Genomic DNA, 17,346 nt, shown 5'->3' with positions numbered 1-17,346 from the left:
CTCCTATTCTTCTGTCAGAGACGCATTTTTCAACTGCGACTCAGCAATTTCTCGATAGATGTCATTGGTTTCCATCAATTCTTCATGACGTCCACGACCAACGATTTCGCCCTTATCAAGGACGATAATCTGGTCCGCATCCATAATGGTTCCAACACGTTGCGCAACAATCAATACCGTAGCATCTTGAGTCACTTCCTTGAGACGACGGCGCAAGATAGCATCTGTACGGTAGTCCAAGGCTGAGAAGGAATCATCAAAGATATAGATATCTGGACCCTTGATGACTGCGCGGGCAATCGACAAGCGTTGCTTTTGACCACCTGATAGATTGCTTCCCCCTTCAGCTAGATGAGTTGCAAAACCTTCTTCTCGACTCTCGATAAAGTCTTTGGCTTGGGCTACATCAGCTGCTTGGTGCAAGTCCTCATGACTGGCGTCCTCTTTTCCGTAACGGAGATTATCTGCGATAGTCCCTGTAAAGAGCAAGGCTTTTTGTGGAATAAATCCAATTTTCTGGCGGAGTGATTTGAGACGGTAATCCCGGACATCAACACCATCGACCTTAATTTTCCCCAGTGTAACATCATAAAAACGAGGAATTAACTGAACCAGAGTAGACTTACCTGACCCAGTCGAACCGATAAAAGCAATGGTTTCCCCTGGTTTAGCAGTAAAGGAAATATTATGCAAAACAGGGCTTTCTGTTTCCCCAGGATAGGCAAAGGTCACATTATCAAATTCTAAGTAACCATGGGTTTCTGTTTCTTGAATTCCGTCCTCATTTGGATCAATAGAAATAGGCATATCCATGATTTCCTTCAAACGCTCACTAGACACAGCCGTACGTGGATACATGGTAAAGAGGTTTGACAAGAAAAGGAAGGACAAGAGAGCGTGGAAGCTATACTCGATGAAGGCTACCAAATCCCCAATCTGCAAACTTCCTTGCTTGAGAGGATCTAGAGCAAACCAAACGATAGCTACAATCATAGCAATAATGATTTGCACAAAAAGCGGCTCTGTCAAACCAGTCAATTTGAACAAACGATTTGAATTATCCGCATAGATCGCATTTTTTTCTTCGAAACGGTTTTCTTGGAAGTCTTCACGAGCAAAAGCACGAATCACTCGCAAGCCCATCAAATTTTCACGGACATATTGGTTTATCTTGTCCAGTGTTTTCTGTTGTTTTTCAGATAAGGGGCGCGTTTTCACTGCCACATAAAGGACTACTACAGCTAGAAAAGGAACTGAAAAAGCAACAATCCAGGCTAGTGAGGGGCTGGTTAAGAAAATCATGAGAATACTCGACAGCATCATCATGGGAGTGATAACACCCAGCTTAAGCGTCTGCTCAGCAAACTGCATAAGGACAAAGGCATCACTGGTAATACGAGTAACCAATGAAGAAACACCAATTTGTTCATATTCGTGATGAGAATACTCTTGCAATTTAGCATAAACATCATTTCGCATGTCCTTAACCATATTGGTGGTCAGTTTACTAGCAGCATAGGATAGAACAACCCGCCCAAATGTCCCCAAGACGATAATAACCAACATTACGATAGCCCAAAAATAGAGCTTTTCTTCATTACCTTGATTAATCCCCTGGTCAATCATGCGAGCAAGAACAGTCGGTAGTCCGAGATTGACAACAACAAAGAAAATCGCCCCGAGAAAGTCTAAAACTAGCCACTTGGGATAGCGTTTGAGATAAGACCAAATATACAGCATGATTCTCCTATCTTTTTCTTCTAATACTCTTCAAAAATCTCTTCAAACCACGTCAGCTTCGTCTTGCCGTATATGTGTTACTGACTTCGTCAGTTCTATCCACAACCTCAAAACGGTGTTTTGAGCAACCTGCAGCTCGCTTCCTAGTTTGCTCTTTGATTTTCATTGAGTATAAAATGCAGAAAAGAGCGTGCTTACGCACGCCATTTTACTAAAAAGAAGACAGGCAGTCAAAACCTCGAGAGAGGGAACTGTCTGTCTGAGATACTTAAAGATTATTTTACAAAGTCAAGCAATGCCAAGAAGCTTTCTGGGTCAAGTGATGCACCACCAACAAGAGCTCCGTCAACGTCTGGACAAGCCATGTATTCTGCAACGTTTTCAGGTTTAACTGAACCACCGTATTGAACACGTACTTTATCAGCTACTTCTTGACCAAAGTCGGCTGCTACAACGTCACGAACAACTTTACACATTTTTTGTGCATCGTCTTGTGAAGCTGATTTACCAGTACCGATAGCCCAGATTGGCTCATAAGCGATAACTGATGAAGCTACTTGTTCTGCAGTCAATCCTGCAAGAGCAGCTGAAACTTGAGCACCTACGAATTCAGCAGCTTTTCCTGCTTCGTAAGTTTCAAGAGACTCACCACAACAGATGATTGGAAGCATACCGTTAGCAAAGATTGCTTTTGCTTTTTTGTTGATGTCTTCATCTGTTTCGTGGAAGTAGTCACGACGCTCTGAGTGACCGATCACAACATAGTCAGTACCGATTTCTTTCAAAACTTGTGGGCTAGTTTCACCAGTGAAAGCACCAGCATTTTCAAAGTAGCAGTTTTGAGCAGCAACTTTAAGGTTTGAACCTTTAGCAGCAGCAAGAACAGTTGTCAAGTCAAGAGCAGGAACTGCGATACCAGCTTCAACAAGGTCTGATGAAGGAAGTTTTGATGCTACTGCTTCAACAAATGCTTTTGCTTCTTCTGGGTTTTTGTTCATTTTCCAGTTACCAGCGATAAATGGTTTACGTGACATTTCACATACCTCTTTTTTCATTTTATTTTCTACTTATTTTATCATAAATAGAGGGAGCTTGCAAATCTTACTCTGTAACTAGAAGTCTTCTTTTCAAATACTTTCCAGTCGTCAATTCTATTTAGAGTCTGGCTTTCTCCTAGTTAATTTAACCACTGCTTCTGTCCTAGCCGTGTGCGGAAACATATCAACTGACTGGATATAATGCAGGTCATAGACTTCAACCAAGCGGACTAAATCACGCGCCAGGGTAGATACATTGCAGGAAATGTAGACCATCTTTTCAGGAGCGTATTTAACGATGGTATCCAAGAGCTTGTCATCTAAACCAGTACGTGGCGGGTCTACAATCAAGGCATCGGCACGATAGCCTTCCTTGTACCAACGAGGGATGATTTCTTCTGCAGTTCCAGCCTCATAGTGAGTATTGGTATAACCCATGCGCTTGGCATTTTCTTTGGCATCCTCAATAGCTTCTGGAATAATATCCATCCCCCTCAGACTTTTAACTTTTTTAGCAAAGGCAAAACCAATGGTTCCAACACCACAATAGGCATCAATCAGATGGTCATTCTCATTTACGTCCAAGGCCTTAACGGCTTCACTATAGAGAATTTCAGTCTGTTCAGGATTGAGTTGGTAAAAAGCTCGTGGTGAGAGAGAAAACTCATAGTCTAATACACCCTCACGAATACTATCCTGTCCCCAAATAATCTCTGTCTTGTCCCCATAAATCTCAGAAGTTTTAGCCGTGTTGGTATTGACAGCTACAGCCACCACTTCAGGATAATCCTTGACTAGGTCTTTCACAAATTGAGTCAGGTTCAATTGACGATTGGTTACGATGATAATCTGGACTTGACCAGTTTTCCGTGCTCGACGTACCATGATGGTCCGAACTCCAAGAATTTTCCGTTCATCTGTAATCGGAATTTGATGGTAGGTCAAGAGCTCAGCAATGCGGTTGGCAATAGCTTGTGTCTCCTTGTCTTGAACCAGGCAGTCTTTTAATTCAACTAGATAATGCGAATTTTGAGCATACAAACCTGCCTTGACTTGACCTTTGAACTTTCGAGTTTGGAATTGTAGTTTAGCTCGATAATATTTGGGTTCTTGCATGCCAATAGTTGGTCTAATTTCATAGTTTTCATAACCAGCAGGTGCAAATTTTTTCAGAGCTTGATGGAGAAGATCCGTCTTGAACTCCAGCTGCTTGTCATAATGCAGGTGCATGATTTGACAGCCTCCACACTCATTATAAATGGTGCAGTCTGGGACCACTCGAAACTTAGATTTTTTATTGACCTCAAGGAGTTTAGCCTCAGCATAGTTACGCTTGACAGAAGTCACCTGACAATAGATATCTTCTCCCTTGAGGGCTCCAGGAACAAAAACAAGGGTTTTCTGGAAAAATCCGATACCTTCCCCGTTAATCCCCATACGCTTAATTTTTAATGGAATTTTTTGTTTGACTTTAAGACTCATAAGTCTATTATACCACGTAGTTTCTCAATGTTTAAGAATATGTTACAATAAAACCATGAATACAAAGATATCTCATTTTTCCCCATTGGATTTTCCTGAGCAATTACGAACTTATATAGAGGGAGCAACTCTTGCTGACAGCTCTTCTCATTCAGGCGTAAGGGTTCTCTATCTTGATTCAGGTTACTATTTGAAAATAGATCAAAAGGGAAGATTAGAGCGAGAAGCTAGAATTGCAAGTTGGTTTGAACAAGAGGGAATAGGAACTCCAGTCATCCACTATCTATCTACAGATAAAGACTACCTTCTGACGAATGAGGCTATTGGTCATGATACTCTCGCTTTTTTAGACCAGCCAGAAAAAATCTGCCGAACCTTGGCCGAGGCTCTTAAAAAACTTCACAGCTTTTATCCGAAAAATTTTCCATCAGATAATCATTTACAGACTTATAAAGACAGAGCCTTTAAAAACTATGAAAAAGGGGAGTTCTATGCCAAGGCTCTCCTACCCCAATTCCAGATTAGCAGCCGTGAAGAGGCCTTCCAGCTCATTCGAGAACAAGGGCACCTTTTAAAGACAGATGCCTTTATTCACGGGGATGCCTGTCTACCGAACTTTATTCTAAAAGAGGCTGACCACTTCTCTTGCTTTATTGACCTTGGCTTAGCTGATTTCAGTGACCGACATATCGATCTCTTTTGGGCAATTTGGTCCCTCAACTATAACCTACATGACCCTAAATACGCTGAACTATTTCTTGACTATTATGGGAGAGAACAGGTCGATGTAAATAAACTTCGACTCGTTGCTGCCTTTGAAGCGTTTGGATAAAAGGAAAACCATGAAAATCACAAAATTAGAAAAGAAAAAACGTCTCTATCTGTTAGAACTTGATAGCGACCAAACCTGCTATATTACCGAGGATACCATTGTTCGCTTTATGTTGACCAAGGATAAGGAAATTAGTCCTCAAGAGTTTGCAGAAATTCAGACCTTCGCACAATTTTCCTACGGAAAAAATCTGGCCCTCTACCACTTATCCTTCAAGGCCCGTACTGAAAAAGAAGTCAGAGACTATTTAGTTAAACATGAGATTGATGAGAAAATCATACCACAAGTCATCCAAGACCTCAAGGATGACAACTGGATCAATGACCGTCAGTATGCCTATGCGATCATCAATTCCAATCAGCTATCTGGTGACAAGGGAAGCTATCTATTGATACAGAAAATCTCTCAAAAGGGTGTTACCAAATCCATTATCCAAGAAGTCTTACAAGAATTTGACATGATGGAAGTCGCAGAGCGTACAGCCGAAAAACTACTGAAAAAATATCAGGGCAAGTTACCTGCCCGTGCTCTACAAGATAAGATTATCCAAAGTCTGACCAACAAAGGTTTTTCCTACTCGGAAGCCAAAACTGCCTTTGATCAACTGGATAGCCAGGTCGATGAAGAAACTGTTCAGGAGCTAATTTTTAAAGAGCTCGATAAACAATACCCAAAATACTCACGAAAGTATGAAGGATACGAACTTAAACAGCGTTTGACCCAAGTTTTAGCACGAAAAGGCTACGATTTTTCGGATATAGCTAGCGCTCTCAGAGAATATCTTTAACTTTTTCATAAAAAAACTAAGAACTTTAAACAAAAATGTGATACAATAGTAAACGATAAACTTATAAATTGTAGAAAGTTGGTTAGTTATGAAACTTCCAAAAGAAGGCGACTTTATTACAATTCAAAGTTATAAGCATGATGGGAGTCTTCACCGTACTTGGCGAGACACCATGGTACTAAAAACAACAGAGAACGCTATTATCGGCGTCAACGACCACACACTTGTTACCGAAAGTGACGGTCGTCGTTGGGTAACTCGAGAACCGGCTATTGTTTACTTTCACAAAAAATATTGGTTTAATATCATTGCCATGATCCGTGATAATGGGATTTCCTACTACTGCAACATGGCTAGCCCTTATTATCTGGACGAAGAAGCTTTAAAATACATCGACTATGATTTGGATGTTAAAGTTTTTACAGATGGTGAGAAACGCCTTTTGGACGTCGAAGAGTATGAACGTCACAAGCGCAAGATGAATTATCCTGATGATTTAGACTATATTTTGAAAGAGCATGTTAAGATTCTTGTTGATTGGATTAACAATGAACGAGGTCCCTTCTCAGAAGCCTATGTCAACATTTGGTACAAACGCTACGTAGAACTAAAGAATCGGTAAAGTTGTCAAAGGTCAGGATTAAAATCCTGACCTTTTTTATGAGAAAAAACCTGCCTTGCGGCAGGTTTTCCTTTAAATGTCTAATTTCGTAACGGTAAATTTAATGTGAGAATAATCTTTCTCAATATCCTTATCTACCATAAAGGCTGTTGCATCCTTCTTGACCTGTACCAAATCAATATTCTGGGCTTGAGCGGCATAAACACAGCCACAGTAGCATTGGCGATAGATATCATACTCTTCACACATTTCTACAGATCGTTTGTAGCCTTGATTTTTCTTAAAGTCACTCGGAAGATAATGAGTAGTGTAGATTTTTTGCACATCAATTCCAATACTGTTGATGGTTTGCGAGTTTTTATGAGGGCTGATCGTCAGGGCCGAACCAAAGTAGTCAAATCCTAAGTCCATTGCCACCTGCGCTGTCTTGTCCAAGCGATAGTCAAAACAAACCTTGCAGCGGTCGCCACCTTCGGGTTCTTCTTCCAAACCACGGACCAGTTTACGATATTCATTAGGTTCGTATGGTGCTTCCAGGTATTGGACCTTGTTGCCAGTTCGCTCATTGAAATCACTAACAAATTTTTTGGTCACATAGGCACGCTTATGATACTCTGCTTTGGGATGGATATTTGAATTTGCAAAATAAATAGTCACATCTGCATACTTGGTCAAGTACTCTAGTGTGTAGGTGCTACAGGGAGCACAACAGACGTGCATAAGAATAGTTGGTCTCTCTTCATTTTTTTCCCAAACTTGGACCATCTTTTGCATGACACGGTCATAGTTGATCTTTTGATTGGGATTCATCTTGCTTAGAATTTCTTCTACATCAATCATCCTCTTCTCCTTTTCTTCTTGCTATTGTACCACAGGATGATACTTTGGGCAAATAAGCTATTGTGCATTCATGAATCTATAGAATGATTACATTAAAAGTAAAAACGCCAACTGGCGTTTTTATGGTTATTAAGGTTTGATACGGTGCAACATACGTGGGAATGGAATAGCTTCACGGATGTGTTTTGTACCTGCTGCGAAGGTAACCATACGCTCAATACCGATACCAAATCCACCGTGTGGTACGGTACCGTATTTACGAAGGTCAAGGTAGAATTCGTACTCTGTACGATCCATACCAAGTGATTCCATCTTCGCTACAAGGGCATCGTAGTCTTCCTCACGCATTGAACCACCAATGATTTCTCCGTAACCTTCTGGTGCGAGCAAGTCTGCACAAAGCACGCGATCTGGGTTACCAGGAACTGGTTTCATGTAGAAAGCTTTGATAGCTGCTGGGTAGTTAATCACGAAAGTTGGCACACCAAAGTGGTTTGAAATCCAAGTTTCGTGTGGAGAACCAAAGTCATCTCCATGCTCGAGATGTTCATAGTCAGCGTCTTCATCATTTTCATGCTCTTGCAAGAGGTCAATGGCTTCATCATAAGTGATGCGTTTAAATGGCTCTGCAATGTAGCGTTTCAAGAGCTCTGTATCACGTTCCAAGGTTTCCAAGGCTTGAGGAGCACGATCTAGAACGCCTTGGAGCAGAGCTTTAACATAAGCTTCTTGCAAGTCAAGTGACTCATCATGTGTCAAGTATGAGTACTCCGCATCCATCATCCAGAACTCAGTCAAGTGACGGCGAGTCTTAGATTTTTCCGCACGGAATACAGGTCCAAAGTCGAATACACGTCCAAGGGCCATAGCACCAGCTTCAAGATAAAGCTGACCAGATTGGCTCAAGTATGCTGGAGTCCCAAAGTAGTCTGTCTCAAACAATTCTGTAGAATCTTCGGCAGCGTTACCAGACAAGATTGGACTATCAAATTTGATGAAGCCGTTCTTATCAAAAAACTCATAAGTTGCATAGATAATGGCGTTACGGATTTGCATCACAGCGACTTGTTTGCGTGAACGCAGCCACAAGTGGCGGTTATCCATCAAGAAATCTGTTCCGTGTTCTTTTGGTGTGATTGGGTAGTCTTGAGATTCACCAATCACTTCGATGTCTGTAATATCGAGCTCATAACCAAACTTAGAACGTTCGTCTTCTTTGACAATTCCTGTCACATAAACAGAAGTTTCTTGGCTCAAGCGTTTGATGACATCAAACTTCTCAAGTCCTACTTCTTCACCAAATTTCTCAATAAAGTTTGGTTTGAAAGCCACACCTTGGAAGAAGGCAGTTCCGTCACGCAATTGCAAGAAGGCAATTTTCCCTTTTCCTGACTTGTTAGCAACCCAAGCACCAATAGTGACTTCTTGACCAACGTAGTCTTTTACTTCGATAATTGTTACACGTTTTGTCATGTTTTATCTTCCTTTTTTTGTTTAACTTGTCCAAAGACATTATTACCCACTATTGTACCACAAATAATGCCTGATAGCTAGATTCTATCAGAGAAAAATCTCAGGTTATATCCAAAAAAATCTCCGTCAAGACGACGAAGATCTTATTTTTATTTTTCCATAAATTGGTGCAAGCGACGAATAGCTTCTTTGAGTGTATCTAGGTCTGTCGCATAGCTGAGACGGACATTCTCTGGTGCTCCAAATCCTGCTCCTGTAATCAAGGCCAGACCAACTTCCTCAAGAATAGCCGTTGTAAATTCTGTTACATCTGTATAGCCTTTCATCTCCATAGCTTTTTTGACATTTGGGAAGAGATAGAAAGCTCCTTGCGGTTTGACTACTTCAAAGCCAGGGACTTGGCACAAGAGTGGATAAATGGTATTGAGACGTTCCTCGAAAGCCTGACGCATGGTTTCTACGGAGTCTTGTGGACCAGTTAAGGCCTCGATTGTTGCGTATTGTGAAACAGCGGTTAGGTTAGAAGTTGTTTGACCTGTTAGTTTACTCATAGCAGCAATAATTTCTGGATCACCTACTGCATAACCAACACGCCATCCTGTCATAGCGTAGGCCTTAGACACTCCATTGATGACAATAGTTTGTTTGCGAATAGCTTCTGACAGACTAGAGATTGGAACAAATTCGTTCCCATTATAAACCAAACGACCATAAATATCATCGGCCAGGATGAGAATATCATGTTCAACAGCCCAATTTCCGATGGCCAAGAGTTCCTCACGAGAATAGATCATACCGGTAGGATTAGATGGTGAGTTAAGAACCAAGACTTTGGTCTTACCTGTGCGAACAGCTTCTAATTGCTCCACAGTTACTTTAAAGTGATTGTCTTCCTTGGCTTGGACAAATACTGGAAGACCTTCTGCCATCTTAACCTGATCCCCATAGCTGACCCAGTAAGGAGTAGGAATGATTACCTCATCTCCAGGGTTGATAACAGCCATAAAGAAAGTATAAAGGGAAAACTTGGCACCAGTCGCAAAAGTCACCTCGTTAGCTGATACAGAATACCCATAGTAACGTTCAAAATAGGTATTGACTGCTGCTTTTAACTCAGGCAAACCTGAAGCTACCGTATAGAAAGACGCGCGACCATCTCGAATGGCTGCAACCGCAGCATCCTGAATATTTTCAGGAGTATGAAAATCGGGCTGACCTAAAGTCAAGAAAAGAACGTCTTTTCCTTCAGCTTTTAACTTCTTTGCTCTTGCATCACTAGCCAGAGTAACGCTTTCTTCCATCTCTAAGACACGTTTGGATAATTTCATTGTTTCTCCTTTTCGACTAAGGCGCCAGATTCAAAATCTACTAGATAATAGTCTCCTCCAGACTTGATTTCCCAGACAGGCTTTTCAGCGTACCGTCCGAAGGTAATCTTGTCGATCTCAGTTGCTCCTTTTTCTCTGACAACTGCTTCTGCTTTTTCTCGAGAAGTACCATTTTCTAGTTGATATACGTAAATATTGTTGCTACTTTTCTCTATTAAGACAGCAACTGGTTTCTGGTTCTTATCTTGGCCAAGAACACTATAATAGCTTTCTAAACCATTGAAGATATCAATCTGGCTAACCGTTTCTAGATTTGCATACTGCTTAGCGAGTCTCTCACCTTCAACCTTTGCAGTTTGATAAGGCTTCATGCTGAGCCATACCAAGTAGAGAAAGGAAGAAGTGATGACTAGAGTTAACAAAGTTATACCAATAATGTACTGAAATAATAGGGAATTTTTTTCTTTTTTCTGTCTCTTTTTCACTCGTCTATTTTACCATCTATCCTAGTGAATTACAAGTGAAGTTAGGGGAGGAATCTGGATTTTCAATACGTTTTTAGGATATCATTACATAACTTCAAGCCGTGTTTTTATAGACTTTTCTATGGTCTTCATTTTTAATTAAAAACTTAGATTCTATTGATTTTATTTTCTGAGCATATCCCTTGCAAATGATTTTATCGTGTTGTAACATATATTATAACAACAGAGTGATTCTGATTAAAAGATTGAAATTTAAAGGAGACTCCCTATGTCTAAAAAAGTATTATTTATTGTTGGCTCACTTCGTGAAGGTTCTTTCAACCATCAAATGGCACTAGAAGCTGAAAAAGTCCTTGCAGGCAAGGCTGAAGTTAGCTATCTTGACTACTCTGCAATTCCTCTCTTTAGCCAAGATCTTGAAGTTCCAACACTTCCTACTGTTGCAGCTGCTCGTGAAGCAGTTCAAGCTGCGGATGCTATTTGGATTTTCTCTCCAGTCTATAACTTCTCAATTCCTGGAACAGTGAAAAACTTGCTTGATTGGCTTTCACGTGCTATTGACTTGTCTGACACTCGTGGAGCTTCTGCACTTCAAGATAAGATTGTAACTGTATCTTCTGTAGCAAATGCCGGACACGATCAACTCTTTGCAATCTACAAAGACCTTCTACCATTTATCCGTACACAAGTCGTTGGCGATTTTACCGCAGCTCATGTCAATGATTCTGCTTGGGCAGATAGTAAACTAGTCCTTGAAGATAGCGTTGCTGCTTCTCTAGAAAAACAAGCTGAAGATTTACTTCAAGCTATTCAATAATAAAAAAGATAGTAGAAAATCTCATTTCTACTATCTTTTAATTTATTCAACAAATTCTCCAATCATACTATGTTTTAATGGTAAACTACACATTACCAAAAGGAAGATGAAGGAGGATTGAATCCAAAAGAGGGCCAAATCAAAAATTCCATGCACAGCAACTACTGTTAAGAATGAAAGATAAAGACCAACAATTGGACGCTTGCTCGGCTCCTGACTCATATCAATCAACATTCGAATTGGACCAGAAGAAGCTATTCCTAACAATACCGTTCCAACCACACCGTAACTCAATATCGTATCAATGTATATACTATGAGCATGTTCGTGATAAGGAGCAAAAATACGAGGATAAGAGTGCATATAAGTTAGTGGACCTTCGCCCCAGAAGGGATTTTGTTTGAATAAGGTCATACCAGCATTCCAGATCGACACTCGTTCTTCCATAGACGAATCGAGCGTCCCCATTCGAACTCCCAAATCGCTCGAGAAGAGAAAGGCTAGACCAACACCAAATACTCCGATACTGAGCCAGAAGGCACGCCAGTTCTTAATGGTTGTGAAAAGATAAATAATCGCACCAAAGATAATAGCTGGAAAAGCTGTTCTATTTTGGGTGAAATTCAAGCCAAACAAATTCGCAAAGATTGCAATGAGAGAGAAAATTCTCAACCATCTCAATCTAGTCGTACTAATTAGGTAAAATCCAATCATAATACAGAAGCAACAGATAATCCCATAATAATTAGGATTAAAGAAGGCTACCTCTGCACGGTTCTGATGCCAGACCTGCATCTTAGGTGATAAGAAAGTATAATCAAATTTCTTTACAATCTGAAAGTGCTCTAAGGCTGCAAAAACTGATGCTAGCACACTAAGCGACATAACCGATTGCAATACCAATCTGAAAAACTTAGGGGTTAAATGGGCTTGGTAATAATAAAAGAAAATTGCAAAAAGGAACATTCCTAAAGTGGAAACCATCCCCATCACATTTTGAGCTAAAAGAGAGATAACACCACTATAGCCGATAAATAAAAGTAAGATAGAATGGTGGGATAATCGTTTTAATATCCCCTTCATCTCTCCTGTAAATATTAGACCTATTAAGTAGGCGATAAAAATAATAACGAAAATATAAAAAGGCAAGAAAATACTTAGAATAACAGCTAGTAAGACTAGCTCTTGCTTGGATAAGCCTTTCAATTTTTCAATGATACCTATTGATTTCACAACAGATCCTTTCTCTCTGCGCTATAAAGCTCAGATAAATAAACTATTAAAACATTTTACCATTTTTCAAATGATTTGAAAACCACTTTGTCCATGTCATCCTGACTAAAACTAGGTAAAATTTTATAGCGAGCTAAGATATCTCTCAAAGCGCGCATCCTTTTTTAAAAATATGGTACAATAAATCTAGTTGTTCCAGAAAGGACCTAGTATGAAATCCTACCAAGAAGTTTACAAAATCTTAGCTCATGAAACAGATTATTTAAGCGGAGAGAAAATCGCTGAAATATTAAACCTCTCTCGCACCTCTGTTTGGAAGGCTATCCAACGCCTCCAGCAGGAAGGTTTAGAAATTGACAGCATCAAAAACCGTGGCTACAAACTTCTTCACGGTGATCTAATCTTACCTCAAGAAATAGAAGCTAACAGCCCAATCTCAGTTCAATTTAAACCTATCACCAAATCAACCCAGAGTGATGCCAAGGAGGCCATGGAAGCTGGTGCCAAAGGAGACACACTCTACCTATCAACAGGCCAAACTATGGGACGTGGTCGATTTCAACGCCCCTACTATTCTCCAGAACAAGGTGGGATTTACATGTCTCTCCACCTCAAGCCCAATCTCTCTTATCTAGATCTACCAGCTTATACACTCCTGACTGCAGCCGCAATTTATAAGGCTGTTAAAAACCTTTGTCTAATTGATTTAGATATCAAATGGGTAAATGATTTATACCTAAATCAGAAAAAAATAGCCGGTATTCTAACCGAAGCCATCACTTCTGTCGAAACTGGACTCGTTACAGATGTTATCATTGGGGTCGGGATCAACTTTTCTATCGCTGAATTTCCCAAGAATCTACAAACTAAAGCTGGAAGCTTATTTTCTCAACATACTCCCATTACTCGCAATGAATTGATTGCTGAAATCTGGAAATGTTTCTATGAAACAGAAGCCGATGAACTCCTCTATCTCTATAAAGAACGCTCCATCGTTTTAGGAAAAGAGATTTCTTTTAAGCAAGATTCAGAGATTATTTCTGGTAGAGCATGTGAAATTTCTGACCATGGACAACTGCAGATAGAATTACCGACGGGTGAAAAAATATGGCTCCATAGCGGTGAAGTTTCCCTAACCAAATGGTAAGTACTCGTTAACAACATAAAAATCGACCTTCCTTAAAGAGAGGTCGATTTTCTTATCTTTTATTTTTTCAAACGTTCAACGTCACGAGCAATGACAAGCTCTTCATCAGTTGGGATGACAAGTACACGAATTTTTGCTGCGTCAGTTGAGATATCTCCAGTCACACCAAAGACATTTTTCTCTGGATCGACATCACATCCGAACCAAGAGATACCAGTAATGACTTTCTCACGGACAAGAGCAGCATTTTCACCAACTCCTGCGGTGAAGATAATAGCATCTGCTCCGTTTAGGACAGCCAAGTATTGTCCGATGTGTTTCTGGATACGGTCAACGTACATTTCAAGAGCCAATGTTGCATCAGGATCGCCTGCTTCCATTGCTGCTTCAACGTCACGCATATCGCTAGATTGACCAGATACAGCTTGCAAACCAGATTCACGGTTTAGAATACGGCTAATATCATCTGGAGTCTTGAAGTCTTCTGTATGTTCCATCAAGTAAGGAATGATAGCAGGATCGATGTCCCCAGTTCTAGTTCCCATCATCACTCCAGCAAGCGGAGTGAATCCCATAGAGGTATCGATTGATTGACCGCCCTTAACGGCAGTGATAGAAGCACCATTACCGATATGGCAAGTAATCAATTTCAACTCTTCAAGTGGACGTCCCAAGAGTTTCGCCGCTTCTTGGGCAACATACTGGTGGCTTGTACCGTGGGCTCCATATTTACGAACTTTGTTTTCTGTATAATACTTAGTTGGTAATGGATAGCGGTAGGCTTTTTCTGGCATTGTTGTATGGAATGATGTATCAAAGACTGCTACACTTGTAATATCTGGCAACAATTCTTTGAAGGCACGAATACCAGCTGCATTGGCAGGGTTGTGCAATGGAGCTAGAAGACCTAGTTCTTCGATTTTTTCTAGAACATCCCCTTCAACAACTGTAGACTCTTTGAAGTATTCTCCACCTGCAACAACACGGTGTCCAACACCAGTAATTTCATCATAAGCTTTAATAATTTCAAAACGAATCAAGTCATCAAGCAAGATTTTTACAGCCAAGGTATGGTTTTCAATATCAAGAACTTGCTGCTCTGAACGACCATCAAACTTAACTGTGGAAACTGAATCCTTCAATCCAATCCGCTCAATCAAACCTTTTGCAAGTACCTTTTCTTCTGGCATTTGGTACAGTTGCCATTTTAAGCTAGAACTCCCAGCGTTAATTGCAATGGTTTTTGTCATAATTTATTCCCCTTTTTAAGCGTTTACAACTATTATATCAAAATTTATACTAGATTTCATGTTCTTGAACCCAATTTTGAAAATTTTCCTTAAATTCCATCAAAATTTCAGGGTCCCGAAGACTGGCAAGTGGATAAACAAATGGCTCGATATCCTGCGCTAGCTTCTTTTGTAGAACAAAAATGGTCTTGGACTGGGCTCCTTGAGCAAATAGATCCTCTGGCAAAGTTACCATAGCCACTAGCTGAGCCTGTTCAGTTAACCATGTTTTCAGGAGGTCACTTTGAGGACTCGTCAAGAGATTGCTCGGCGCAAGGAAAATCGCATAGCCTCCTGTCTTAAGATACTTGAGAGATTGCTCCATCATCAAATGGTGAGCGTAAGTGTGTTCATCCTTAGCTGCCACTTGGTAACGTGCGGCTATTTGATCATCTGGATAGTAGCCAATCGGTAGGTCACTCACAATGATATCACTTTCTTTGAGGACCTGTGGCCGCACAGCATCACCCTGTACAAAGGCTGCTTGAAGATCCATGACTTCTGCCATACTTGCCGCCAGATCAATCAAGAGATCATCAATCTCAATCCCTAGATAGTCTACTTTTTTGTTCATAGATGTCAAGAAATTAGCACCCAGAATTCCCATCCCAGAACCCAATTCTAACAGACTAAAGGCTTCAGTTGGCCAAAGCTGCTCGATGATAAAAATCATCAAGTGACCAATCGCGTCTGGTGTAAACTGGTGATTAGCCTGAAGAGGTTCTGTTTGCGAAGCTTTCATCAATAGAAATTGGTAGGTCCGTAGCCACTCCTCTTTTCGAAGTGCCAAGCGTTTCAGGGCCTGATTATTTTTTTTGACTTGCTCCAAATTGGTTTGACCATCTAGGTATATCCCATTTTGTTCAATCAAGGCATCGTAAAAATTTGTCGCCAAATCGTTTTGAATGATTTGGACGTTTTCTAGTAAATAAGTATATGCTTGTTCAATTTTTTCGAAATCCATAACTCTATCTTATCAAAAATAGTGTCCTTTTTCCAGATTTTCATAATTATGAAAATGAAAAAAAGAAAATCTACCTTCTCAGTAGACTTTCTCTGTTTCATGATTATTTCCAAGCACCGCTGCCATCTACATAGTAGCCGTCTGGTGTGTATGTATTGCGAAGCATTTTACCAGATGAAGCCAGATAGTACCACTTACCATTGTCTTTGATCCAGCCTGTTGCCATTGCACCTGAATCTTTTAGATAATACCATGAGCCATTATCTTTCACCCAGCCTGTCGCCATTGAACCTGACTTGTTTAGGTAATACCAAGTGCTACCATCTTTAAGCCAGCCTGTTGCCATTGAACCTGAATCTTTCAGGTAATACCAAGACCCATTATCATATAACCAATCAGCTGAAATCATGGCTCCTGATGACTTAAAGGCATACCAACTGTCACCTTGATAGAGCCATGTTTGATTAAACATAACTCCTTTGTCATTCATAAAGTACCAGTTTCCATTGTCCTTAACCCAAGCATTTTGAACTAATTGACCTTGTTTTTGATAATACCAGTTCTGATGTGATTTTAACCAGCTTTCTGCTTTTACAATTGGATAAAGTTCTTGGAAAGATCCCCCACCCTTGTAGTAATGACTGATAGATTCTGGTTTTGTAAGTTTTAACTCACCATTGTCATAGTCTTCCCAAGCATAGACTTTTTGACCATTGACAGTTTCTGGTAAGGTAGCTGTGTAGGTCTTGGTTTGATAGTCCCATTTAGTATCAAGGTAGGTGTATTGATCATTTGATTCTTTAATATGGTAGTAGCCACTCTTTCCACCATTATATACGTCATCTACCACTTTAGTGGACCAGGTCTTTACTTCATTTCCGCTCTTGGCTTCTACCTTGATATCTCCTCTATAGCCATATGGAACATAGAAATTCAGGTAACGCCCCTCTGTACCGACCATAGACTTGTTTTTCTCTTGAGCTAGGAAATTTACAGTTTGATCTTGACCATTTAAAGTAACTTTCCACTCGATTTTCTCGTTGCTAGCCAAGTCTGATACTTTGATATCTACTTCATGGCCATTATTAAATCGGAGAATTTTGCCATCTTGATATTGAACACCACCCTTGATAACCCATTCTTCTTCCAATTCGAAGGCCTTTCCTGAATGAGGGAAAGCTAATAAAGCTAGACCTGCTAGAGACAAACTAAATAGTGTGATTTTTTTCATGGGATTTCCTCCTGTTTTTTTATGTTAATTATATCACTA

The 17,346-nt window shown here is 40.2% G+C and carries 16 protein-coding genes; 5 read left to right on the top strand and 11 right to left on the bottom strand.

What is annotated here, in order from left to right:
* Positions 1 to 3: 3 nt before the first annotated feature.
* From ACORHT_RS02915 to rlmD, 3 genes are all read right to left on the bottom strand, one after another.
* Positions 4 to 1,740, bottom strand: coding sequence for an ABC transporter ATP-binding protein (locus ACORHT_RS02915; RefSeq protein ID WP_434350552.1), 1,737 nt, complete (start codon positions 1,738 to 1,740; stop codon positions 4 to 6).
* Positions 1,741 to 2,015: 275 nt separating this feature from the next.
* Positions 2,016 to 2,774, bottom strand: a complete 759-nt coding sequence (tpiA, locus tag ACORHT_RS02910) for a triose-phosphate isomerase (protein WP_045614233.1) — start codon at positions 2,772 to 2,774, stop codon at positions 2,016 to 2,018.
* Positions 2,775 to 2,891: 117 nt separating this feature from the next.
* Positions 2,892 to 4,259, bottom strand: coding sequence for a 23S rRNA (uracil(1939)-C(5))-methyltransferase RlmD (gene rlmD / locus ACORHT_RS02905; protein WP_434350551.1), 1,368 nt, complete (start codon positions 4,257 to 4,259; stop codon positions 2,892 to 2,894).
* Between the two features lie 55 nt (positions 4,260 to 4,314).
* On the opposite strand from rlmD, the gene ACORHT_RS02900 reads away from it, so the two are divergent.
* The 3 genes from ACORHT_RS02900 (at position 4,315) to ntdP (ending at position 6,500) form a co-directional block, all read left to right on the top strand.
* The gene (locus ACORHT_RS02900; protein WP_434350550.1) at positions 4,315 to 5,091 is read left to right on the top strand and encodes an aminoglycoside 3'-phosphotransferase; all 777 of its coding nucleotides are present in this window, start codon (positions 4,315 to 4,317) and stop codon (positions 5,089 to 5,091) included.
* A gap of 10 nt (positions 5,092 to 5,101) precedes the next feature.
* The gene (gene recX / locus ACORHT_RS02895) at positions 5,102 to 5,878 is read left to right on the top strand and encodes a recombination regulator RecX (RefSeq protein WP_434350549.1); all 777 of its coding nucleotides are present in this window, start codon (positions 5,102 to 5,104) and stop codon (positions 5,876 to 5,878) included.
* Positions 5,879 to 5,966: 88 nt separating this feature from the next.
* Positions 5,967 to 6,500, top strand: a complete 534-nt coding sequence (gene ntdP, locus ACORHT_RS02890) for a nucleoside tri-diphosphate phosphatase (protein WP_004252157.1) — start codon at positions 5,967 to 5,969, stop codon at positions 6,498 to 6,500.
* A 72-nt stretch (positions 6,501 to 6,572) separates the two neighbouring features.
* Here ntdP and ACORHT_RS02885 read toward each other — a convergent pair whose 3' ends face one another.
* From ACORHT_RS02885 to ACORHT_RS02870, 4 genes are all read right to left on the bottom strand, one after another.
* Positions 6,573 to 7,340 carry an epoxyqueuosine reductase QueH gene (locus ACORHT_RS02885; RefSeq protein ID WP_006154672.1) on the bottom strand — a complete coding sequence of 256 codons (768 nt, stop codon included), beginning with the start codon at positions 7,338 to 7,340 and terminating at the stop codon, positions 6,573 to 6,575.
* A 129-nt stretch (positions 7,341 to 7,469) separates the two neighbouring features.
* The gene (gene asnS / locus ACORHT_RS02880) at positions 7,470 to 8,813 is read right to left on the bottom strand and encodes an asparagine--tRNA ligase (RefSeq protein ID WP_434350548.1); all 1,344 of its coding nucleotides are present in this window, start codon (positions 8,811 to 8,813) and stop codon (positions 7,470 to 7,472) included.
* Positions 8,814 to 8,962: 149 nt separating this feature from the next.
* Positions 8,963 to 10,141 carry a pyridoxal phosphate-dependent aminotransferase gene (locus tag ACORHT_RS02875; RefSeq protein WP_434350547.1) on the bottom strand — a complete coding sequence of 393 codons (1,179 nt, stop codon included), beginning with the start codon at positions 10,139 to 10,141 and terminating at the stop codon, positions 8,963 to 8,965.
* Entirely contained in the window at positions 10,138 to 10,626 is a 489-nt protein-coding gene (locus ACORHT_RS02870; RefSeq protein WP_254724453.1) for a DUF5590 domain-containing protein, read from the bottom strand. Before ACORHT_RS02870 ends, ACORHT_RS02875 begins: the two co-directional genes overlap by 4 nt.
* A gap of 268 nt (positions 10,627 to 10,894) precedes the next feature.
* Between ACORHT_RS02870 and ACORHT_RS02865 the strand changes: the two genes are divergently transcribed.
* The gene (locus ACORHT_RS02865; RefSeq protein WP_434350546.1) at positions 10,895 to 11,443 is read left to right on the top strand and encodes an NADPH-dependent FMN reductase; all 549 of its coding nucleotides are present in this window, start codon (positions 10,895 to 10,897) and stop codon (positions 11,441 to 11,443) included.
* 42 nt (positions 11,444 to 11,485) lie between these two features.
* On the opposite strand, the gene ACORHT_RS02860 is transcribed toward ACORHT_RS02865, so the two are convergent.
* The gene (locus ACORHT_RS02860; RefSeq protein WP_004252136.1) at positions 11,486 to 12,676 is read right to left on the bottom strand and encodes an O-antigen ligase family protein; all 1,191 of its coding nucleotides are present in this window, start codon (positions 12,674 to 12,676) and stop codon (positions 11,486 to 11,488) included.
* A gap of 211 nt (positions 12,677 to 12,887) precedes the next feature.
* Here ACORHT_RS02860 and birA point away from each other — a divergent pair, with 211 nt between their 5' ends.
* Positions 12,888 to 13,823 (top strand): bifunctional biotin--[acetyl-CoA-carboxylase] ligase/biotin operon repressor BirA, encoded by a 936-nt coding sequence (gene birA, locus ACORHT_RS02855; protein ID WP_434350545.1) that lies wholly within the window; start codon positions 12,888 to 12,890, stop codon positions 13,821 to 13,823.
* 59 nt (positions 13,824 to 13,882) lie between these two features.
* Here the strand turns inward: birA and ACORHT_RS02850 are convergent, their stop codons facing one another.
* The 3 genes from ACORHT_RS02850 to ACORHT_RS02840 all read right to left on the bottom strand — a co-directional run bounded on the left by ACORHT_RS02850 (position 13,883) and on the right by ACORHT_RS02840 (position 17,307).
* Positions 13,883 to 15,073 (bottom strand): acetate kinase, encoded by a 1,191-nt coding sequence (locus ACORHT_RS02850; protein WP_434350544.1) that lies wholly within the window; start codon positions 15,071 to 15,073, stop codon positions 13,883 to 13,885.
* 49 nt (positions 15,074 to 15,122) lie between these two features.
* The gene (locus ACORHT_RS02845; RefSeq protein WP_434350543.1) at positions 15,123 to 16,076 is read right to left on the bottom strand and encodes a class I SAM-dependent methyltransferase; all 954 of its coding nucleotides are present in this window, start codon (positions 16,074 to 16,076) and stop codon (positions 15,123 to 15,125) included.
* 103 nt (positions 16,077 to 16,179) lie between these two features.
* Complete coding sequence (locus ACORHT_RS02840; protein WP_434350542.1) at positions 16,180 to 17,307, bottom strand: N-acetylmuramoyl-L-alanine amidase family protein; 1,128 nt, start codon at positions 17,305 to 17,307, stop codon at positions 16,180 to 16,182.
* Positions 17,308 to 17,346 lie beyond the last annotated feature (39 nt).

The sequence above is a fragment of the Streptococcus sp. KHUD_014 genome (assembly GCF_051106275.1).
Classification (GTDB): domain Bacteria; phylum Bacillota; class Bacilli; order Lactobacillales; family Streptococcaceae; genus Streptococcus.
This window is presented reverse-complemented; position numbering and strand designations above follow the sequence as displayed.